Genomic DNA, 19,147 nt, shown 5'->3' with positions numbered 1-19,147 from the left:
GGCTGCCGATGAGTCTGGGCACTCAGGCGGGTCGTTAGGGGCATGAGCGACGAGATGAGCCCGGCTGAGGAATGGCGCGAGATCGGCGGAGGCCTCACCCGGAGGGTCGACGGAGCGGACCCGGAGTCCTGGGACGCCCCGGCCCCGGTCGAGGAGTGGCGGGCCCGCGACGTGATCCGCCACCTCGTCGACTGGTTCCCCGACTTCCTGGAGGCGGGGTCCGGCATCCGTCTGACGGTCGCGACCTCGGTGGACGAGGACCCGGCAGCGGCCTGGCACGAGCTGGCCGACGGAGTCCGCGACCTGCTCGACGACCCGGCGACCGCGACGCGGGTGCTCAGCAATCCGCACCTCGGCGAGGTGCCGCTGGCCGAGGCGGTGTCCCGGTTCTTCACGGCCGACGTCTTCATGCACACCTGGGATCTCGCCAGGGCGACCGGCCAGGACGACACGCTCGACCCGGTGCGGTGCTCGCGGATGCTGGCCGGGATGGAGCCCGTCGAGGACCTGATGCGCTCCAGTGGTCAGTACGGGCCGCGGGTCGCCGTACCTCCCGACGCGGACCCGCAGACCCAGCTCCTCGGCTTCATCGGACGTGACCCGCACTGGAAGGGCCCCGTGGGTCCCTGACCGCTGGCCGAGCCGGCCGAGCCGGCCGGTCCGGCTCGGGTGTGCCTGCGGTGTCCGCACGAGGACGCTCGGGTCCTACGCCGCACTCCCGGGCACCTGACCCCGCCGACTACCGAGTCGGATCCAGGTCCCCGACCGTCCCCCGCTCGGCCCCCGGCGTGGTCATCGGCGTGGTCGCCGGCACTGTCGTCGGCGACGTCACGGGCGGCACCTGGGCGAAGGGCGGCACGGCCTCGGTGACCGGACCGGCACCCTCTGGTGCGATGCCGGCGCAGGTGCCCCGGCGCTGCTCGCGCTGGGGGAGCGGGAAGACGTTGAACAGCTGGGTGCTGCCGTTGAGCCAGCCGCAGCCGACCGTGCGGGAGCCTCGCTCACGGCTGATGGTGGCCCGGGGAGTCACCTGGAGCGGGTCGCCGTTGGCGCGGAAGAGCTGCACACCGGTGAGTTGCCGGCCCTGGGCGTCGAAGGCGAAGACGTTTCGGACGGGGGTGCCGTCCAGTCGCAGCCCGTCCCGGGGGTGGACGGGCTCGCCGCGGTACACGCCTTCGCCCCACGGGGTGGAGCTGCTGCTGAAGTAGGTGCCGGAGGAGAACGAGAAGGTGAGGAGCACCACCACGGCGACGGAGTTCAGTCCGATCAGCACGAGGCGTGCCCCGAGCGTCCGCGCGGGACCGGAGCCGGGCCAGAGTCGGCCGAGGCCGAGGAGCGTGCTGACCGTCACGGCGGCCAGGAGCAGTACGAGGCCCAGACCGGTAACGGCGAAGGACGGGACCATGCTGATCCGCTCCCAGGGTCCGGTCGACTGGTCGAGCAGGGTGACCGCGACCCAGGCCCGCGCCACCCACCACGCCGGACGGAGCGCGGCGAGGACCTCCCCGACCTGGGCGGGGAACCGGCCGAGCAGGTCGGACCAGCGCTCGCGGGCCTGGTCGAGGGCGTGCTCGACGTCGGCGGCACGGGGGAGCAGGTGACCGGCCCTGCGGGCCCGCCCGGCCTCGGGCAGCCCGGCCGCGGCCCGCAGCTCGGCGGCGTAGAGCCACGGGTCGCCGAGGTCGGTGCTGCCGTCGGCGAGCTGGTCGGAGAGGTCCGCCTCCAGGCCGTCGAGCAGCTCCTCGCGCTCGTCCTCACCGAGGTCGGCGAGCCGGGCCCGGACCTGGGCGACGAACGCCTCGACGTCGGGACGGGCGGTAGTGGTCGGCTCGCTCACGATGCTGCTCCCTGCGGGGTCGTCCGGTGCGGGTGGTCGAGGAGGTCGGTCACGGTCTCGGCGAAGGTCCGCCAGTCCTTGGTCTGCCGGGCCAGCTGGTCGCGGCCGGTCGGCGTGATGCCGTAGTACTTGCGGTGCGGTCCCTCTTCCGAGGGCACGACGTACGACGTCAGCGCGCCGGCGGCGTACAGCCGGCGCAGGGTGCCGTAGACCGAGGCGTCCCCGACCTCGGACAGGCCGCCGGCGCGCAGGCGGCGGAGGACGTCGTAGCCGTAGCCGTCCTCGTCGTCGACCACGGCGAGCACCGCCAGGTCGAGCACTCCCTTGAGGAGCTGGGTGGTGTCCATGCACCGCACACTACTGCGGAGTGCGCAGTAGTGTGCGGAAAAGAACCCCGCCGCGTGTCGCGGCGGGGTAGACCGGGCGCTCCGGACATGACACGACCCCGGCCGATGGCCGGGGTCGTGTCGGGTTCAGCCGATGCTCGCGCTAGAAGACGCGCCGGCGGGTGCCGCCGATCGGAACCAGGTTGAGGATCAACCCGACTACCAGCAGGATCGCGCCGATCGTGGTGAGGATGCTCGTGGTGGTCACGAGACCGATCACCAGGAGGATCAGTCCGAGGACGATCATTCCAGTCTCCTTTCAGGAGGGTCTTTCGGACCTGTACCCGGAAGGTGGAGATTGCTCACCTCCCACGGGTGGGGACGTGTCCCGCGCCTTATGGACCCGAGGGTCGCCGGGCCGCGGGATTCGGCAGGATGACCCCATGAGCGCCTACTGGATCAGCATCTACCGCGAGGTCCTCGACGAGTCCAAGCTGGCGGCGTACGCCGCTCTCGCGGGTCCCGCCCTCGAGGGGGCCGGCGGGACCTTCGTGGCTCGCGGGCTGCCGGAGCAGACCTACGAGTCGGGTGAGGCGACCCGCACCGTCGTGATCCGCTTCGACTCCGCCGAGGCCGCGCGGGCCGCGCACGACAGCCCGGCCTACCAGGAGGCGCTCGCTGCGCTCGACGGCGGCGCCGTACGGGAGATCCGGGTCGTGCCCGGCGTGGCGTAGACCCCGCGCCTCTCATCAAATTCGGGGCTGCCCGCGCGGGCCCGCGCTGCGACGATGTCGAGATGCGTGTGCTCGTCGCCAGCACCGCGGGGGCGGGTCACTTCGGTCCGCTGGTCCCCGTCGCCCGCGCCTGCGTGCGGGCCGGGCACGAGGTGGCGGTCGCGGCACCGGAGTCGTTCGCGGCCGAGGTCACCGGTGCGGGCTTCGTGCACCGGCCCTTCGCCGACGTGCCGCGCGACGTCCTCGGGGCGGTGATGGGCCGGCTGCCGACGCTGTCGATGGAGGAGGCCAACCGGGTCGTCGTCGCGGAGGTCTTCGGCCGCCTCGACGCGCAGGCCGCCCTGGCCGGGGTGACGGCGACCGTCGAGGAGTGGCGGCCGGACCTGGTGCTCCGCGAGCCGACGGAGTTCGGGTCGCTCGCGGCCGCGCTGGCGGCGGAGATCCCGCAGGTGGTGGTCGCGGTGGGCGTGGCGTCGTTGATGGAGCAGGTCGGCGCGATGGTCGCCGAGCCGCTCGCCGAGCTCGACACCCTCGCCGGCCTCGCGCTGGGGACCTGCTCCGCGGCGATCCGCACCGCGCCGACGCTCACCAGCGTGCCGCCGGTCCTCGACGAGGTGCGTCCCTCGGACGCCGAGCACCGCGGACCCGTGCACCGCTACCGGGTGCCGGTCGCCCCGAGCGAGGGGCGCCTGCCCGGGGCCTGGGGCGACCCCGCGCAACCCCTGGTCTACGTGAGCTTCGGATCGGTCGCCGCGGCTCTTCCGCACTTCGCCCCGGTGTACCCGGCCGTGCTCGACGCGCTGGCCGACCAGCCGGTGCGCGTGCTGCTCACGACCGGGCGGGGCGTCGCGGTGGACGAGCTCACCGTCCCGCCGAACGCCTGTGTCGAGCAGTGGTGGCCCCAGGACGACGTCATGGCGCAGGCTGCGGCGGTGGTCGGGCACGGCGGCTTCGGTACGACGATGGCGGCGTTGGTCGCCGGGGTCCCGCAGGTGGTGCTCCCGCTGTTCGCGATGGACCAGTTCGTCAACGCCGACCACGTGGCGGCCGTGGGCGCCGGCGTGACGGTGCCCGGCGGGGTGGCCGGCGTCGACGAGCTGCCGGCGGCACTCGCCCGGGTGCTGCAGGACGACCGGTACCGGCTGGCCGCCCGGTCGGTCGCCGACCAGATGGCCGGTCTGCCTCCGGTCACCGCCGTCGTACCCGTGCTGGAGGAGCTCGTGGGCTGACCCGGCCCCGGTGGTCTGTTGTCCCGACGGCGGCCGAGGCGCATCGTGGGACCAACGGCTCGAGGAGGACCCATGAGAGCGAACGTCGGCGACCTGCTAGTGGTGGAGAGTGCCTCGGCGGAGCAGCACCGCCGCGAGGGAGAGATCATCGAGGTGCACGGGGCGGACGGCGGTCCGCCGTTCCTGGTGCGCTGGCCCGACGGGCACGAGGCGCTGTGCTTCCCGGGGCCGGACGCGCGGGTGCGTCCCGCGCGTCCGGCGTAGCGTAGCGCCGGGTCAGGCGTCGAGGGCCCGGATCGCCTCGTCGATGTCGAGCGTGCGCCGGGCCGACTCGACGTGCAGGTTCTCGACCATCTTGCCGCGGTAGGTGACGACGCCGGACCCCGCGCCGTCCTCCCAGGCCTGGATCAGCCCGCGGGCGTCCTCGACCGCCTGCTCGGACGGGGCGAAGGCGGTGTTGGCGCCCTCGACCTGCCCGGGGTGGATCAGGGTCTTGCCGTCGAAGCCCAGCTCGCGGCCCTGGCGGCACTCCGCGAGGAAGCCGTCGAGGTCCTTCACGTCGTTGTAGACGCCGTCGACGATGGCGATCCCGGCGGCCCGGGCCGCGAGCAGGGCGGTGTGCAGCGACGGCAGGATCGGCGCGCGGCCGGGCACGTGCTCGGCGTACAGCTCCTTGACCAGGTCGTTGGTGCCGATCACGAAGGCCGTGAGCCGCTCGGAGGCCCGGGCGATCGAGAGCACGTCGAGGATCGCGATCGGGGTCTCGATCATCGCCCAGAGCTTGGTGTGCTCGGGCGCACCGGCGCGCTCCATCGCCGCCACGAGCTGCTGCACCTCGGCGGCGCTGTTGACCTTCGGGACCACGATCGCGGCCGGGCCGACCTGCGACGCCGCCGCGAGGTCGGCGTCGTGCCAGGCGGTGCCGAGGCCGTTGACGCGGATGGTGACGGTACGACGGCCGTACTCGCCCGAGGCGACCGCGGCGCAGGCCGCCGCGCGGGCGGATTCCTTGGCGTCGGGCGCCACGGCGTCCTCGAGGTCGAGGATCAGCGCGTCGCACGGGATCGACTTGGCCTTCTCGAGCGCCCGCTCGTTGGAGCTGGGCATGTAGAGGACCGAGCGCAGGGGGGTGAAGTCGGTCATCGGGTCAGCTCTCCAGCTCGCTCTTGATTTCCAGGTTGTCGTACTGCTTCTTCAGCTCGGGGTCGATGGCGGCCAGCTGCTCGGCCAGCTCGACCATCACCAGGCACTGCTTCAGGGAGGCGTCGTCCTCCATCTTGCCGTCGAGCATCACCGCCCCGGTGCCGTCACCCATGGCCGCGACCACGCGCCGCGCGTGCTGGATGTCCTCGACGCTCGGCGAGAAGACCCGGTTGGCGATCGCGATCTGCTTCGGGTGCAGGCTCCAGGTGCCGACGCAGCCGAGCAGGAAGGCGTTGCGGAACTGGTCCTCGCACGCCGTCACGTCGGCGATGTCGCCGAACGGGCCGTAGTAGGGGTAGATGCCGTGCATCGCGCAGGCGTCGACCATCCGGGCGATCGTGTAGTGCCAGAGGTCCTGCTGGTACGTCGGCCGCCGGGCGTCGGGCTGGTCGGGGTTGGGGTCCTCGCGGACCAGGTAGCCCGGGTGACCGCCGCCGACGCGGGTGGTCTTCATCCGGCGGTCGGCGGCCAGGTCGGCCGGGCCCAGGGAGAGGCCCTGCATGCGCGGACTCGCGCCGCAGATCTCCTCGACGTTGGCGACGCCGCGGGCGGTCTCGAGGATCGCGTGCACGAGGATCGGCCGGTCCAGGCCGGCCTTGGCCTCGAGCTGGGCGAGCAGCCGGTCGACGTAGTGGATGTCCTCGGCGCCCTGGACCTTGGGCACCATGATCACGTCGAGCTTGTCGCCGATCGCCGGGACCAGCGTGGTCAGGTCGTCGAGGGCCCACGGGCTGTCCAGGCTGTTGATCCGGGTCCACAGCTGGGTCGGCCCGAAGTCCGTCTCGCCGGCGATCCTCACCAGGCCCTCGCGGGCGGCGAGCTTGTTGTCGGCCTTGACCGCGTCCTCGAGGTTGCCGAGCAGCACGTCGACGGTGCCGACCATGTCGGGGATCTTCGCCGCCATCTTCGGGTTGCTCGGGTCGAAGAAGTGGATGGCCCGGCTCGGTCGGGCCGGGACCTCGGTCAGGGGCGTCGGCGCGCCGACGGCCTGGGGCCGGAAGAAGTCCTTCGCGCTGCGTGATCCGCTCATGCGCGCGAACGTAGCAGCGGGCGGTTACTGGTCGGTATGAGCAATGTCTCGACGGGCCAGGACGACCTCGTCGAGCGCCCGCTTGAAGGCGGGGAGCTCCTCCCGGAGGCGTCGTACGGCCTCGGTGGTGAAGTGGATGAGCTCCAGCGGGGTGAGCGCCACCAGGGTCGCGGTGCGCAGCGTGTCGGCGACGATCGCGGTCTCGCCCATGATCTCGCCGGGTCCGAGCCGGGCGATCTCCTGGCCACCGCGGCGTACGGAGACCTCGCCGGCGAGGATGATGTACGCCTTGTCGGCCGGGGTGCGCTCCCGGATCGGGGACCAGCCCGCGGGCAGGTGGAGGCGGGTGCCGGCCGTGGTGATCCGCGCGACCTGGTCGGGGGTGAATGCGTCGAAGAACGAGTCGGTCATGGCTTTGCCTTTCGGAGACGACGGCTCCCTCTGGCTTGCATACTGACGGTATGGAACCGTGTTCGACCACCCCTCAGCGGGGTGACGGTGCCCACGTCAGCGGCGCCGCTGCCACCAGCGTCGGCGGGGCGGCTCCGCCGTCCGGGCGGTACGCCGGGCGGCGATCCGTGCGTCGCGACGCAGTCGCCACGCGGCGACCGTCTCCTCGACGTCGCGCGGCATGGTGACCAGCGGCGGGCCCTCGGGCACCCGGTAGCGGGCCGCGACCACCCGCTGGTTGAAGTCCTCGACCGCGGCGCGGACCTCCCGCTCGGCGGGCAGGGTGTCGAGCCGGTCGTCGAGCCCGGCGTCCTCCTTGCGCAGCTGCACGCTCGGAGGCAGCACCACCAGGCGCTCGCGCTCGACGAGCTTCTTCAGCCACCAGTCGGGGTCGTGCCCGGTGCCGAGATCGCCGAGCGGCTTGCCCGCGCCCGGCAGGTCGTCGAACTCGCCGCGCTCCATCGCGACCCGGATCTGCTGGTCGACCCAGGTCTGCTGCTGGGCGATCCGCGCGGCCGCCGCAGCCCTGCTGTCGGGCGGCGGGTCGGGCCGGGTCCCGGGCCGCGGGTCCTCCTCGCTCATGCCCTCCGAGGGTAGTCCGTCTCCCCGGTCCGGACCGGGGTCCGACCTCAGACGACGACCGGCAGCTCGGTCTCCTCCTCGACGGTGGCCTTCGGCATCATCAGCAGCACCGCCGCCGCGGCCAGCGAGGCGACCGCGCAGACCGCCCAGACGGTGAGGTAGCCCGAGAGTGGGGCCTGGCCCTCGTCCGGGCCGTCGAGGGAGCCGGTGGCGGTGAGGGCGATGGCGAAGACGGCGGAGGCGATCGCGCCGCCGACGGTCTTGGTCGCGTTGGTCATGCCGGTGGCGAAGCCGGTGCGCTCCGGCGGCGCGGCGGCGGCAGCGGTCGCCGGGAGCGCGGCGACCAGGGCGCCCGAGCCGAGGCCGATGACGGCCATGTTGGTCAGCGCCTGCGCGGTGGTGTCGTGCATGGCCAGCCACATGCCGTAGCCGACGGCGACCAGCGCCGACGACGCGACCAGGGCGGCCCGCGGCCCGAGCAGGCGGCTGGAGAGGGGCAGCGTGAACGCACCGATGGCGAGGAAGACGACGTACACGCCGATCAGGGTGGACACGAAGCCCGAGCTCGCGCCGAGGCCGTAGCCGGCGACGTCGGGGTCGGTCTGCGCGAACGTCGACAGCGGGATCTGCGCGCCGAGCACCGACATGCCGAACAGGAAGGCCGTCAGCTGGACCGGCCACTGTGCCGGCGAGGCGAGCAGCCGTACGTCGATCAGCGGCTGCTCGAGGCTGTTCTCGTAGCGGACGAACGGGACCAGGACGGCGACGCCGACACCGATCAGCAGCCAGGCGACGACGCTGCCGACACCCTCCAGCCGGATGACGACCAGGCCGGCCATCACCAGGCCGAGGACCGTGGTGATCAGCGCCAGGCCGCCGAGGTCGATGCCGCCGGTGGACTCACCGGGCGCGTCCTCGATGCCCCACCAGATCACCCCCAGGCAGATCGTCACCACGATCGCGGGCAGCATCAGCAGCACCGTCATCGAGGTCGACTCGACTAGCGCACCCGAGGTGAGCGCGCCGACGATCACCGCCAGCTCGAGCGCGCCGACCAGGATCGCGGCGGAGCGGCGGGTGAGCCGGGTCTGCTGCCCGGTGCGGGCCGTACGCCGGTAGATGATCGAGACCTCGAGCGGAAGCCAGACGACGTACGCGCCCTGGAGCGCCCAGCCGATCAGGAACGTCGTGAAGTTCGGCGCGAAGGCGAGCACCCAGGACCCCAGCGCGGTGACGGCGGTCGAGAGCAGCAGCACCTTCTTGTGGCCGACCAGGTCGCCGAGGCGGGCGAGCAGCGGCACGCAGAGCGCCGAGACGATCAGCTGCGCGGCCTCGAACCAGTTGACGTCGCCCTCGGGGATGTCGAGGTGCTCGGCGATGTCGGGGTAGATCGGCGTGTAGAAGCCCTGCAGCACGCCGCTGGCGACCTCGACGCAGACCAGGAAGCCGACGATGGCGAACAGGCCGTGCACGGGCTTGAGGGGGGTCTGGGTCATGCCGGGAGCCTCTCGATCAGGTGGCGGTACCAGCGCACGCCTTCGAGGAAGGCGTCGATCCCGAGGTGCTCGTCGTAGGAGTGGATGGCCTCGCGCTGCGCCTTGGTCATCCGGAAGGGGGCGAACCGGTAGACGCGCTCGCAGATCGCCGTGAAGTGCCGGGCGTCGGTGGCGGCCATCATGACGTACGGCGCGGCCACCGCGTCGGGGAACACGTCGGTGATCGAGCGCTCGATCAGCTCGAACGCGTCGTCCATCGGGGAGACCGGGCTGGGCTCGTTCTGCTCGACGACCCCGATGGCGACCTGGTCGTCGCCGACCGTCCTCCGGACGTGCTCCAGGACGCCGGCGACGGTGTCGCCGACCATAATCCGGATGTTCACGCCCGCGGTCGCAGTCGCCGCGATCACGTTGAGGGCCGGGCTGCCGGAGAGGGTCGTCACCGCGAACGTCGTACGCGTCATGGCCGCCGGCTCCGGACCGGCCGCGAGCAGGGCCCGGGTCAGCAGCGGCTTGATCCGATCCGCGTTGGCCATCAGGGCGCGCAGCGGGAGCGCGGCGTGCGGGGCCATCCGGCGGAACAGCTCGACGGTCGGCTCGGGGATGCTCGCCGGCATCGGCGAGCGCTCCAGCCGGGTGATGGCGCGGGCGATCCGGGCGGTCGGCCCCCACTTCGCGGGGGTGCTCGCGTGCCCGCCGCGGCCGGTGGAGGTCAGCTCGATGGAGGTGACGCCCTTCTCGGTCACGCCGACCACGCCGACGGGCGCGCCGACGCCCGGGAACGCCTCGCTCGCGATCGCGCCGCCCTCGTCGAGCACGAACCAGGGCCGTACGCCGCGGCTGCGCAGCTCCTCGACGGCCAGCGGCGCGGCCACGCCGAAGACCTCCTCGTCGCAGCCGAAGCTCAGCCAGACGTCCTGGGCCGGCGTCACGCCCGCCTCGAGCAGCGTCTCCACCGCCTCGCAGATCGCGACCAGGCAGCCCTTGTCGTCGAGGGTGCCGCGACCCCAGATCTGCCCGTCGACGACCGCGCCCGAGAACGGCGGGTGCTGCCAGGTGCCCTCGACCGGTACGACGTCGAGGTGCGCCATCAGCACCACCGGCCGCTCGGCGCTGGCGCCCGGCCAGTGGAACAGCAGCGCGTGGGTGTGGATCCGGGTGAGCTCCAGCCGCTCGTGCAGCAGCGGGAACTGGCGCTCCAGCTCGACCAGGAAGTCGTCGAACGCCTGGAGGTCCACCTGCTGCGGGTCGCGGTGGCTGACCGTCGGGATCCGGACCAGTGCCTGCAGCTTCGCGACCGCGCGGTCGCTCGCCGTGTCGTCCGTGTCGTCCGTGGCTGTCATGGCGCGGAAGGCTACTCGTGCGGAGCCGCTCTCGGATCCGAGACCGTGCTGCGGTGCGGCGTCTTGTGGGGCCGGGCGCGGGACGGTCTGCTGGGTCAGTGACCCGTCGTACCGCTCCAGCTGCCGCGGTGGACGACCTCGTCGAGCGGCCGGCGGCGACGCCGGGCCGGCGAGCCCTGCGCGCCGCCGTCGGCGGGATGGCCCAGCGTGATGACGCCGACCGGGTCGTGGTCGTCGGGGATGCCGAAGGCGTCGCGCACCGCGCGGTCCGCGTGCGGCGGCACCCCGAAGAAGCAGCCGCCCAGACCCGCGTCGACGGCCGTCTGCAGGATCAGCAGGCTGGCCATCGCGGTGTCCAGGTGCCAGAACGGCATCGGCCAGCGGGCCTCGTCGCGGTCGGTCCAGCCCTTGTCGGGCTGGGCGTAGCGGTCGAGGTACGCCGCCTTGCTGCTGCACGGGAGGATCACGACCGGGGCGGTCATCATGCCGCGCAGCCACGAGTCCGGCTCCCGGGCCGGGTCGCTGGTGGCGGCCCAGAAGCGTCGTACGTCGTCGGGCGTGTCCAGCACCAGGAACGCCCAGCCCTGGCTGAAGCCGGCGCTCGGAGCGCGGGTCGCGTTGGCCAGGGCGCGGTCGACGACCGCCGGGTCGACCGGCTCGTCGGTGTAGCGGCGCACCATCCGGCGGCGGCGGACGACGTCGGTGAACTCCATGTCGGACAGTATGAGGAGCGCCGCACCCGACGACCGCCGAGAGGTCGATGACGTGACGTCCACCCTGTTCACCGGCATCGCCGAGCTGGTCACCAACGATCCCGAGCGCGACGACCTGCTCGGGATCCACTCCCACGCCGCGCTCGTCGTCGAGGGCACGAAGGTCGCCTGGGTCGGCCCGGTCGCCGACGCACCGGCCGCGGACGCGGCGTACGACCTGGGCGGGCGCGCGGTCCTGCCCGGCTTCGTCGACAGCCACAGCCACCTGGTCTTCGCCGGCGACCGCGCGCCGGAGTTCTCGGCCCGGATGGCCGGCGAGCCGTACGCCGCGGGCGGGATCCGTACGACGGTGGCCGCGACCCGGGCCGCCACCGACGAGCAGCTCAGCGCGCACGTCGCGCGGCTGGTCGCCGAGATGCACCGGCAGGGCACGACGACCGTGGAGATCAAGAGCGGCTACGGCCTGAGCGTCCGCGACGAGGCGCGCAGCCTCGCGGTCGCGCGGCAGTTCACCGACGAGACCACCTTCCTGGGCGCGCACGTGGTCCCCGACGGCACGACCCCGGAGGAGTACGTCGCCCTGGTCACCGGCCCGATGCTCGAGGCGGCCCGCCCCTTCGCCCGCTGGATCGACGTGTTCTGCGAGCGCGGCGCCTTCGACGAGGACCAGGCGCGGACCGTCCTGGCCGCGGGCGCGGCCGCCGGGCTGCGCGGCCGGCTGCACGCCAACCAGCTCGGCCCGGGACCCGGCGTACGCCTGGCGGCGGAGCTCGGCCTGGCCGCCGTCGACCACTGCACCTACCTCGACGACGCCGACGTCGACGCGCTGCGCGACAGCGGCACGGTCGCGACCCTGCTGCCGGGTGTGGAGTTCTCGACCCGGCAGCCCTACCCCGACGCCCGTCGGCTCCTCGACGCCGGCGTCCGGGTCGCGCTGGCCAGCGACTGCAACCCGGGGTCGTCGTACACCTCCTCGATGCCGTTCTGCGTCGCGCTGGCCGTCCGGGAGCTGGGGATGACGCCCGCCGAGGCGGTGCACGCGGCGACCGCCGGTGGGGCCGCCGCCCTCGACCGTGACGACGTCGGCCGCCTGACCGTCGGGAGCAGGGCCGACTTCTTCGCCGTCGACGCCCCGAGCCACGTGCATCTCGCCTACCGGCCCGGGGTCCCGCTCGTCTCCGGCACCTGGATCGGCGGGCGGGCCGTCTGAGGTAGCCGCACCCCGCGGTTCGGGAAGGTAAGGCATCTGCCCGATGTGCGCGGCTACCTCAGAGGACGAATCTCGGGGCATCAACCGAGGACTGAGGAGCCCTGAGATGTTCGAGAGCAACGTGTTCGTCAAGAGCGAGATGGAGGTCCGGAGCAACCGGATCCGCAACGGGGTCGCCGGTCGTCGCCGGGGCTTCGTCCGCGTCCCGCGGGTACGACGTCCCGCCGAGGCCAGCGACAACGCCCGCTGATCCCCGGTGGTAAATGCCGGCCACCTGGCCGCAGTACCCGGGATCATGGATCCCGTGGAGCACCCCAACCGGACGCCGACCGCGATGGTCGGCCGAGACACCGAGCTGACGGAGATCGCGACGTCGCTCGGTGTCGGTGCGTCCGGAGCCGACCGCGGCGGGGTGGTGCTGCTGTCCGGGGACGCCGGCGTCGGGAAGACCCGGCTGCTGACCGAGCTGCGGGACCGGGCCTTCACCGAGGGCTGGCAGGTGGTCGCGGGGCACTGCCTGGACTTCGGCGACAGCGCGCTGCCGTACCTGCCCTTCTCCGAGGTGCTCGGGCGCCTCGCCGTCGACCTCCCCGACCTCGTCGAGCGCGTCGTCGCCACGCACCCCGCCCTGGAGCGGCTCCAACCCGGTCGGCGGGTCCTCAGCGCCGACGCGGGCCGCGACGAGGCCAGTCGTGGCGACGCGGCCGCGCTCGACCGCGGTGACCTGTTCGCCGCCGTCCACCTGCTCCTCGAGCGGGTCGCCGAGCGCGCGCCGCTGCTGCTCGTCATCGAGGACGCGCACTGGGCCGACCGCTCGACCCGCGACCTGCTCAGCTTCCTGTTCTCCCGGCCGTTCGCCGGACCGGTGGGCCTGGTGGCGTCGTACCGCTCCGACGACCTGCACCGCCGGCACCCGCTGCGCAGCCAGGTCGCCGAGTGGTCGCGGCTGCGCGGCGTCGACCGGATCGCACTGGGCCCGCTGCCCGACGAGGCGGTGCGGGTGCTGGTCGCGCGGCTGGTGCCCGAGGGCCTCGACGCGAAGGAGCTCGCGAGCGTGGTCGAGGGCATCGTGGACCGCGCCGACGGCAACGCCTTCTTCGTCGAGGAACTCGCCAGTGCGGCCTCCGGGGGCGACAGCTGGGTGCCCGCCGACCTCGCCGACGTACTGCTGGTGCGCCTGGACCGGCTCGACGACACCGCCCGCCAGGTCGTCCGCACGGCCAGCGTCAGCGGCCGCAAGGTCGCCCACGACATGCTCGCCTCGGCCTCGGGCCTGGACCAGGCGGCGCTCGACGAGGGGCTGCGCCGCTCGGTCGAGATGAACGTCCTGGTCGCCGACCGCGGCAGCTACGCCTTCCGCCACGCGCTGCTCGCCGAGGCGGTGTACGACGACCTGCTGCCGGGCGAGCGGGTGCGGCTGCACGGCCGGTACGCCGCGGCACTGAGCGAGCGTCGGGCCCGTGGCACGGCCGCCGAGCTGGCCCGGCACGCCCGGTTGGCGATGGACCTCGAGGTCGCCCTCGACGCCAGCATCCAGGCCGGTCGCGAGGCCACCGAGGTGGGCGGTCCCGACGAGGCGGCGTACCACTACCAGCAGGCGCTGGAGCTGATCGAGCACCCGCGCCTCGCGCAGGTCTGCGACATCGACGTCTCGAAGCTGGTCGTCTCCGCCGCCGAGGCCCTGAACGCGAGCGGCGACCCCGAGCGGGCGGCGGCGCTGATCGAGGAGCAGCTGGGCCGGCTGCCCGAGGCGGCCACCGACGCCGAGCGCTCCCGGATGCTGATCGCCCAGGCCAACGCCGTCTACCTCACCGAGACCGCGATCGACCCCACGGTGCTCTCCGCGGAGGCGCTCGCGCTGGCGCCCCGGGGCGAGAGCCCGCTGCGGGCCCGCGCCCTCGCCGCCCACGCCCGGATCCTGGCCTCACGCGGCCGGTACGACGAGGCGCACACGGTGGCGATGGACGCGCTCGCCCTGGCCGAGCAGCTCGACCTCAACGAGCTCGCCTCCGACGCGATCACCACCCTCAGCGGGCTGAAGAAGGCGGGCCCGAAGGAGGGGCTGCGCGCCGCGCTGGTCGACGCCGTCGAGCGGGCCGAGCGCACCGGGGCGGTGATGAGCGAGCTCCGCGGCCGGTTCCTGCTGGGTCGCTCCTTCGAGGACTGGGGGGAGTTCGAGGCGGCCGAGGAGTGGTTTCGCAGCGCCATCGCGACGGCGACGACGGCCGGCGTGCCGTGGGCGCCGTACGGCTTCGAGTCGCGCTGGCAGCTCGCCTGGGTGATGCACGTGCAGGGGCGCTGGGACGACGTGCTGGCGCTGACCGAGATCACCGACCCGAATCCGCCGCCGATCCCGCGGGCGATCCTCGACTGTGTCCGGCTGCTGGTCGAGCAGGCCCGGGGCGGGGACGTGTCCCGTGAGGCGCAGGAGCTGCGCCGGCTCTGGGAGCGGGAGGGCGGCATCGCCATCCACGCCGCCGAGCTGCAGATCGTGGCGGCCGGCCGGGGTGACGACGCGGCGGCGGTGCTGGCGGCGTACGACGACGCCGTCGGGGTGCTCAGCCAGATCTGGCACGAGTGGTTCAGCGCCCGGATCCGGCTGGCCGCGGTGACCATGGCCGCGCTGGCCCCGCTGGTGCCGCGGATGAACGCCGCCGAACGGGACCGGGTCGTCGTCGACGCCGACCGGCTGCACGCCGACGGCCATCAGGTGCTGCTGCGCTACTCCGACCCGTCCGGCCACTGGGGCCCCGAGGGTCGCGCCTGGGTCGAGCGACTGGATGCGGAGCGGCTGCGGCTGCGCTGGCTCGCCGGCGTCGACGCGCCGTCGCAGGAGGCGCTGGTCGAGGGGTGGCGCGAAGCGGCCGCGGTCTTCGCGGAGTTCGGCCACGTGCACGAGCTGGCCCGGGTGCGCGCCGGGCTGGCGGGGATCCTGCGTGCGAGCGGCGACCCCGCCGGCGCGCGGGAGATCGCCGATCAGGCGCGTACGACGGCCCGCGCCCTGGGCGCGAAGCCGCTCCTGGAGGAGCTGCGCACCCTGGGGTCCCACGCGGTCCGCTCCTCGGAATCGGCGCCGTCCGCACTGACCGCGCGGGAGACCGAGATCCTGGCGCTGGTCGCCGAGGGGCGCTCGAACGGAGAGATCGCCAAGCAGCTGTTCATCAGCGCCAAGACGGTCTCGGTGCACGTCTCGAACATCCTCGCCAAGCTCGGCGCCGCCGGCCGCACCGAGGCCGCCGCGGTCGCGCGACGGCGCGGCCTGCTCCCGTGACTTCCCCGGGCTCGGCCGCGCCGCCGGTGCGGACTCAGCCGAACGCGCGCGCTACGTGCGCCAGGAGGTCGGGGTAGCGCTGGAGGTGTGCGCCGCCGTTGAGGTCCAGCACCTCACCGGTCAGCCAGCCGGCGCGCGAGATCCAGACGACCGCGTCGGCGATCTCCTCGGGTGACCCGGAGCGGCCGAGGGGCGTGTTGGCGAGGTAGTCCTCCTCGATGCCCGGGATCCCCATCGCGGGCTCGGTGAGCGGGGTGACGACCAGGCCGGGGGAGACCGCGTTGACCCGGATGCCGCGGGGGCCGAGCTCGAGCGCGGCGACCTCGGTGAGCATGGCCAGCCCGGCCTTGGCGGAGCAGTACGCCGCCATCCCCGCCCCCGGCTGCCGGGCGTTTAGCGAGGTCAGCGACGTGATCGAGCCTCCGGACGTCAGCACCCGGGCAGCGTGCTTCATCACGATCAGGCCGCCGGTGAGGTTCACGTCGACCACCCGCCGGAACTCCGCCACGTCGTGGTCGGCCACGGCCATCAGGGTGCTCACCCCGGCGCTGTTGACCACCACGTCGACGCGACCGTGCTCCGCGACGACGGCGTCGAAGAACGACGCGACCGAGGTCTCGGAGGTGACGTCGACCTCGGGCAGGTCGGCGACCTCGACGTCGCAGCCGTCGGCGGCGAGCGCGACGGCGCAGGCCGCCCCGATGCCGGAGGCACCGCCGACGACGATGGCGACGCGGGAACTGGATTCAGGCACGAAGAACCTCCATGAGTGACGTGGGACACCAATTGACGCGTGTCAACTTAGGCCCTAGCGTCCCCGTCATGCCAGGACCCACCACAGCTGTCATCGGCGCGGGCATCAGCGGCCTGACCGCCGCCAAGATGCTCGGCGACTACGGCGTGCCGTACACCTGCTTCGAGGCCTCCGACCGGGTCGGCGGCAACTGGGCGTTCGGCAACCCCAACGGTCACAGCAGCGCCTACCGCTCGCTGCACATCGACACCTCGAAGCACCAGCTGTCGTTCCGGGACTTCCCGATGCCGGACGACTACCCCGACTTCCCGCACCACACCCTGATCAAGGACTACCTCGACGCGTACGCCGACACCTTCGGGCTGCGCGACCGCATCGAGTTCGAGAACGGCGTGGAGCGTGCCGAGCGGCTTCCCGACGGGGGCTGGGAGATCACCGACCAGGCGGGCGACGTACGCCGCTTCGACCTGCTCGTGGTCGCCAACGGCCACCACTGGGACCCGCGCACGGCGGAGTTCCCGGGCGAGTTCACCGGCGCCTCGATCCACTCGCACCACTACATCGACCCGTGGACGCCGCTGAACCTGATGGACCAGCGGATCTTGGTCGTCGGGCTGGGCAACAGCGCCGCCGACATCACCGTCGAGCTCTCCCAGCGGGCGCTGCGCAACGAGGTGACGCTGTCGACGCGCAGCAGCGCGTGGATCGTGCCGAAGCTGATGTACGGCAAGGCCGCCGACATGAACTACCGCACCAGCCCGCACGTGCCGCTGAGCTGGCAGCGCAAGGTCGCCCAGTGGGGCCAGCGCTTCACCGCCTCCGACCCGACGCTGTACGGCCTCCCCAAGCCCAACCACAAGTTCTTCGAGGCCCACCCCACCCAGTCCAGCGAGCTGCCGGTGCGGCTGAAGTCCGGCGACGTGACCCCGAAGGGCGACGTCGCCCGGCTTGACGGCGAGACCGTGCACTTCGAGGACGGCACCAGCGCCGACTTCGACGTGATCATCTACGCGACCGGCTACAACATCAGCTTCCCGTTCTTCGACGAGGGCTTCATCAGCGCCCCGGAGAACCACATCCGGCTCTACAAGCGGATGTTCAAGCCCGGCATGGAGGACCTGGTCTTCATGGGGTTCGCCCAGGCCACGCCGACGCTGTTCCCGTTCGTGGAGAGCCAGGCCCGCCTGCTCGGGGCGTACGCCGTCGGCCGCTACGCGCTGCCCGACCTCGCCGAGATGGAGCAGGTGATCGACGCCGACATGCGGCTCTACACCGGCCACATGCTCGACCGGCCGCGGCACACCCACCAGCTCGACTACTTCGTCTACGAGCACAACCTGCGCACCAAGGAGCTGCCGGCCGGCGTGCAGCGGGCCGCGACGTACGGCGTGCCGACGCTGACGGGCCGCGGATGAGTCTCACCCGCGGCGACCGGCGCCGTACCGCCCTCCTCGCCGCCCTCGACGAGCACCTGCGCGAGGCCGGCCCGGACGCGCGCCTGGAGGACATCAACGTCGCCGACCTGTCGCGGCGCGCGGGCGTGACGCGCTCGGCGTTCTACTTCTACTTCGACAACAAGGCGGCCGCGGTGGCCGCCCTGATGGACGAGATGTACGACGAGGCCTGGGGTGCCGCGGACCTGCTCGGCGGCGACGGGACGATGCGCGACCGGACCGCGGCCGCGATCCGCACCGTCTTCGACGGCTGGACCCAGCGGCCGCACGTCTACCGCGCGATGCTCGAGGCGCGGGCGACCAGCGCGGCCGCCCGCGAGCGCTGGGACACCCACATCGCGTCGTTCGTCGAGGTGGTCGCGGCCGTGATCGACGCGGAGCGGGTGGCCCGGCAGGAGTCCGGCGGGCCGCCGGCGGTCGCGATCGCGACCGCGCTGATGGACGTCAACGACCGCGCGCTGGAGCGGCTGGTCCGCGCCACCGACGCCGCCGACGGCTTCGACTGGGAGACCCATGTCGACGCGGTCGTGCACCTCTGGCTGAGCACGATCTACGGGAGCATCCGATGAGCTACGAGTCCCTCACCTTCACCTCCGGCGGCGTCGCCTGCGACGCCTGGCACTTCGCGGGCGCGGGCGACGAGCTCGCCAGCGCGGCCGGTCGGCCCGTCGTCGTCATGGCGCACGGCCTGGCCGGCACCAAGGACTCCGGGCTGGAGCCGTACGCCGTCGGGCTGGCGAAGGCCGGCGTCGACGTGCTCGCCTTCGACTACCGCGGCTTCGGCTCCTCGGAGGGGACGCCGCGTCAGGTCGTGTCCATGGCCGATCAGCTCGAGGACTACCGGGCCGCGATGGCCGCAGCGGCCCGGCTGCCCGGCGTCGACCCGAGGCGCCTGGTGCTCTGGGGCGTCTCGCTCGCCGGCGGCCATGTGCTCGCCGCGGCCGCCCACCGCGACGACGTCGCCGCCGTGGTCTCGTTGACGCCGCTCGTGGACGGCCTGGCCGCGGGTCGGCACGCGATGGCGCACCACAAGCCGTCGTCGATGCTGCGCTCCACGGTCGCGGGCGTCCGCAGCCGGGTCGGCCGCCAGGTGCTGATGCCGGTCGTCGCCGCCCCCGGCGAGCTCGGCGCGCTGACCCTGCCGGGCGCGCGGGAGGACTACCTCGCGATCGCCGGCCCCACCTGGCGCAACGAGGTCGACGCCGCGGTCGGGCTGGAGCTCGGTGGCCACCGGCCCGCCAAGGAGGCCAAGCACGTCCGGGCCCCGATGCTCGTCCAGATCGCCGACTTCGACCGCAGCGCCCCGCCGTACGCCGCCGCCAAGGCCGCCTTCGACGGCCGCGCCGAGGTGCGCCACTACCCGTGCGACCACTTCGACGTGTGGCCCGGCAAGGACTGGTTCGAGCCGGCGCTGGAGCACCAGGTGGCGTTCCTGCGCCGCCACCTGGGCGCAGCGGGCACGTAACCGCCGGCCCGCGCGCGTGTTCGCCGAGTCAGCACTACTGGTGCTGACTC

The 19,147-nt window shown here is 73.2% G+C and carries 21 protein-coding genes; 10 read left to right on the top strand and 11 right to left on the bottom strand.

Annotation, left to right across the window (positions count from 1 at the left end; translation table 11 throughout):
- Positions 1–42: 42 nt before the first annotated feature.
- On the top strand, positions 43–630 hold the full coding sequence (locus tag MUB56_RS02815) for a TIGR03086 family metal-binding protein (RefSeq protein WP_244930399.1): 588 nt from the start codon (positions 43–45) through the stop codon (positions 628–630).
- Positions 631–739: 109 nt separating this feature from the next.
- Here the strand turns inward: MUB56_RS02815 and MUB56_RS02810 are convergent, their stop codons facing one another.
- From MUB56_RS02810 to MUB56_RS02800, 3 genes are all read right to left on the bottom strand, one after another.
- Positions 740–1,837, bottom strand: coding sequence for a hypothetical protein (locus tag MUB56_RS02810; protein ID WP_244930398.1), 1,098 nt, complete (start codon positions 1,835–1,837; stop codon positions 740–742).
- Positions 1,834–2,184 (bottom strand): PadR family transcriptional regulator, encoded by a 351-nt coding sequence (locus tag MUB56_RS02805; RefSeq protein ID WP_244930397.1) that lies wholly within the window; start codon positions 2,182–2,184, stop codon positions 1,834–1,836. Before MUB56_RS02805 ends, MUB56_RS02810 begins: the two co-directional genes overlap by 4 nt.
- A 142-nt stretch (positions 2,185–2,326) precedes the next feature.
- Positions 2,327–2,470, bottom strand: a complete 144-nt coding sequence (locus tag MUB56_RS02800; RefSeq protein ID WP_244930396.1) for a hypothetical protein — start codon at positions 2,468–2,470, stop codon at positions 2,327–2,329.
- Between the two features lie 136 nt (positions 2,471–2,606).
- On the opposite strand from MUB56_RS02800, the gene MUB56_RS02795 reads away from it, so the two are divergent.
- The 3 genes from MUB56_RS02795 (at position 2,607) to MUB56_RS02785 (ending at position 4,390) form a co-directional block, all read left to right on the top strand.
- A complete protein-coding gene (locus tag MUB56_RS02795) occupies positions 2,607–2,897 on the top strand; it encodes a DUF1330 domain-containing protein (protein WP_244930395.1) in 291 nt (96 codons plus the stop codon).
- 62 nt (positions 2,898–2,959) lie between these two features.
- Positions 2,960–4,126 (top strand): glycosyltransferase, encoded by a 1,167-nt coding sequence (locus MUB56_RS02790; protein ID WP_244930394.1) that lies wholly within the window; start codon positions 2,960–2,962, stop codon positions 4,124–4,126.
- 72 nt (positions 4,127–4,198) lie between these two features.
- The gene (locus tag MUB56_RS02785; RefSeq protein ID WP_244930393.1) at positions 4,199–4,390 is read left to right on the top strand and encodes a DUF1918 domain-containing protein; all 192 of its coding nucleotides are present in this window, start codon (positions 4,199–4,201) and stop codon (positions 4,388–4,390) included.
- A 12-nt stretch (positions 4,391–4,402) separates the two neighbouring features.
- Here MUB56_RS02785 and MUB56_RS02780 read toward each other — a convergent pair whose 3' ends face one another.
- The 7 genes from MUB56_RS02780 to MUB56_RS02750 all read right to left on the bottom strand — a co-directional run bounded on the left by MUB56_RS02780 (position 4,403) and on the right by MUB56_RS02750 (position 10,943).
- The gene (locus tag MUB56_RS02780) at positions 4,403–5,269 is read right to left on the bottom strand and encodes a CoA ester lyase (protein WP_244930392.1); all 867 of its coding nucleotides are present in this window, start codon (positions 5,267–5,269) and stop codon (positions 4,403–4,405) included.
- A gap of 4 nt (positions 5,270–5,273) precedes the next feature.
- Positions 5,274–6,359: a CoA ester lyase gene (locus MUB56_RS02775; RefSeq protein WP_244930391.1), complete on the bottom strand. Its 1,086-nt coding sequence runs from the start codon at positions 6,357–6,359 to the stop codon at positions 5,274–5,276.
- A gap of 24 nt (positions 6,360–6,383) precedes the next feature.
- Positions 6,384–6,770, bottom strand: coding sequence for a cyclic nucleotide-binding domain-containing protein (locus MUB56_RS02770; RefSeq protein ID WP_244930390.1), 387 nt, complete (start codon positions 6,768–6,770; stop codon positions 6,384–6,386).
- A gap of 96 nt (positions 6,771–6,866) precedes the next feature.
- Entirely contained in the window at positions 6,867–7,391 is a 525-nt protein-coding gene (locus MUB56_RS02765; protein WP_244930389.1) for a DUF1992 domain-containing protein, read from the bottom strand.
- Positions 7,392–7,438: 47 nt separating this feature from the next.
- Positions 7,439–8,887 carry an MFS transporter gene (locus MUB56_RS02760; RefSeq protein WP_244930388.1) on the bottom strand — a complete coding sequence of 483 codons (1,449 nt, stop codon included), beginning with the start codon at positions 8,885–8,887 and terminating at the stop codon, positions 7,439–7,441.
- Entirely contained in the window at positions 8,884–10,230 is a 1,347-nt protein-coding gene (locus MUB56_RS02755; RefSeq protein WP_244930387.1) for a M20/M25/M40 family metallo-hydrolase, read from the bottom strand. The genes MUB56_RS02760 and MUB56_RS02755 overlap by 4 nt, the downstream gene beginning before the upstream one ends.
- Positions 10,231–10,325: 95 nt before the next feature.
- Positions 10,326–10,943 (bottom strand): nitroreductase family protein, encoded by a 618-nt coding sequence (locus tag MUB56_RS02750; protein WP_244930386.1) that lies wholly within the window; start codon positions 10,941–10,943, stop codon positions 10,326–10,328.
- 52 nt (positions 10,944–10,995) lie between these two features.
- Between MUB56_RS02750 and hutI the strand changes: the two genes are divergently transcribed.
- The 3 genes from hutI to MUB56_RS25835 all read left to right on the top strand — a co-directional run bounded on the left by hutI (position 10,996) and on the right by MUB56_RS25835 (position 15,424).
- Positions 10,996–12,153, top strand: coding sequence for an imidazolonepropionase (gene hutI, locus MUB56_RS02745; protein WP_244930385.1), 1,158 nt, complete (start codon positions 10,996–10,998; stop codon positions 12,151–12,153).
- A 106-nt stretch (positions 12,154–12,259) separates the two neighbouring features.
- Positions 12,260–12,403 (top strand): hypothetical protein, encoded by a 144-nt coding sequence (locus MUB56_RS02740; protein WP_244930384.1) that lies wholly within the window; start codon positions 12,260–12,262, stop codon positions 12,401–12,403.
- A 54-nt stretch (positions 12,404–12,457) separates the two neighbouring features.
- Positions 12,458–15,424: a helix-turn-helix transcriptional regulator gene (locus MUB56_RS25835; RefSeq protein WP_280637353.1), complete on the top strand. Its 2,967-nt coding sequence runs from the start codon at positions 12,458–12,460 to the stop codon at positions 15,422–15,424.
- A gap of 34 nt (positions 15,425–15,458) precedes the next feature.
- Here MUB56_RS25835 and MUB56_RS02725 read toward each other — a convergent pair whose 3' ends face one another.
- Positions 15,459–16,178: an SDR family oxidoreductase gene (locus MUB56_RS02725; protein ID WP_244930383.1), complete on the bottom strand. Its 720-nt coding sequence runs from the start codon at positions 16,176–16,178 to the stop codon at positions 15,459–15,461.
- Between the two features lie 68 nt (positions 16,179–16,246).
- Between MUB56_RS02725 and MUB56_RS02720 the strand changes: the two genes are divergently transcribed.
- The 3 genes from MUB56_RS02720 to MUB56_RS02710 are packed head-to-tail and all read left to right on the top strand — an operon-like array spanning position 16,247 to position 19,097.
- Positions 16,247–17,593, top strand: a complete 1,347-nt coding sequence (locus MUB56_RS02720) for an NAD(P)-binding domain-containing protein (protein WP_244930382.1) — start codon at positions 16,247–16,249, stop codon at positions 17,591–17,593.
- Positions 17,590–18,201: a TetR/AcrR family transcriptional regulator gene (locus MUB56_RS02715; RefSeq protein ID WP_244930381.1), complete on the top strand. Its 612-nt coding sequence runs from the start codon at positions 17,590–17,592 to the stop codon at positions 18,199–18,201. The genes MUB56_RS02720 and MUB56_RS02715 overlap by 4 nt, the downstream gene beginning before the upstream one ends.
- Positions 18,198–19,097, top strand: coding sequence for an alpha/beta hydrolase (locus MUB56_RS02710; protein ID WP_244930380.1), 900 nt, complete (start codon positions 18,198–18,200; stop codon positions 19,095–19,097). Before MUB56_RS02715 ends, MUB56_RS02710 begins: the two co-directional genes overlap by 4 nt.
- Positions 19,098–19,147: the final 50 nt, after the last annotated feature.

Origin of the sequence: Nocardioides sp. W7, from assembly GCF_022919075.1 — a bacterium.
Lineage (GTDB): Bacteria > Actinomycetota > Actinomycetes > Propionibacteriales > Nocardioidaceae > Nocardioides.
Note: the sequence above shows the minus strand (reverse complement) of the source record. Positions and strands in the feature narration are given on the sequence as shown.

Excerpts from the sequence above, each read along its gene's own strand:
- MUB56_RS02715 (WP_244930381.1), top strand. The coding sequence starts at position 17,590 with ATGAGTCTCACCCGCGGCGACCGGCGCCGTACCGCCCTCCTCGCCGCC.
- MUB56_RS02790 (WP_244930394.1), top strand. The coding sequence starts at position 2,960 with ATGCGTGTGCTCGTCGCCAGCACCGCGGGGGCGGGTCACTTCGGTCCG.
- MUB56_RS02805 (WP_244930397.1), bottom strand. The coding sequence starts at position 2,184 with ATGGACACCACCCAGCTCCTCAAGGGAGTGCTCGACCTGGCGGTGCTC.
- MUB56_RS02760 (WP_244930388.1), bottom strand. The coding sequence starts at position 8,887 with ATGACCCAGACCCCCCTCAAGCCCGTGCACGGCCTGTTCGCCATCGTC.
- MUB56_RS02775 (WP_244930391.1), bottom strand. The coding sequence starts at position 6,359 with ATGAGCGGATCACGCAGCGCGAAGGACTTCTTCCGGCCCCAGGCCGTC.
- MUB56_RS02740 (WP_244930384.1), top strand. The coding sequence starts at position 12,260 with ATGTTCGAGAGCAACGTGTTCGTCAAGAGCGAGATGGAGGTCCGGAGC.
- MUB56_RS02815 (WP_244930399.1), top strand. The coding sequence starts at position 43 with ATGAGCGACGAGATGAGCCCGGCTGAGGAATGGCGCGAGATCGGCGGA.
- MUB56_RS02800 (WP_244930396.1), bottom strand. The coding sequence starts at position 2,470 with ATGATCGTCCTCGGACTGATCCTCCTGGTGATCGGTCTCGTGACCACC.
- MUB56_RS02710 (WP_244930380.1), top strand. The coding sequence starts at position 18,198 with ATGAGCTACGAGTCCCTCACCTTCACCTCCGGCGGCGTCGCCTGCGAC.
- MUB56_RS02785 (WP_244930393.1), top strand. The coding sequence starts at position 4,199 with ATGAGAGCGAACGTCGGCGACCTGCTAGTGGTGGAGAGTGCCTCGGCG.
- MUB56_RS02765 (WP_244930389.1), bottom strand. The coding sequence starts at position 7,391 with ATGAGCGAGGAGGACCCGCGGCCCGGGACCCGGCCCGACCCGCCGCCC.
- MUB56_RS02780 (WP_244930392.1), bottom strand. The coding sequence starts at position 5,269 with ATGACCGACTTCACCCCCCTGCGCTCGGTCCTCTACATGCCCAGCTCC.
- MUB56_RS02795 (WP_244930395.1), top strand. The coding sequence starts at position 2,607 with ATGAGCGCCTACTGGATCAGCATCTACCGCGAGGTCCTCGACGAGTCC.
- MUB56_RS02770 (WP_244930390.1), bottom strand. The coding sequence starts at position 6,770 with ATGACCGACTCGTTCTTCGACGCATTCACCCCCGACCAGGTCGCGCGG.
- MUB56_RS02720 (WP_244930382.1), top strand. The coding sequence starts at position 16,247 with ATGCCAGGACCCACCACAGCTGTCATCGGCGCGGGCATCAGCGGCCTG.
- MUB56_RS02750 (WP_244930386.1), bottom strand. The coding sequence starts at position 10,943 with ATGGAGTTCACCGACGTCGTCCGCCGCCGCCGGATGGTGCGCCGCTAC.
- MUB56_RS02755 (WP_244930387.1), bottom strand. The coding sequence starts at position 10,230 with ATGACAGCCACGGACGACACGGACGACACGGCGAGCGACCGCGCGGTC.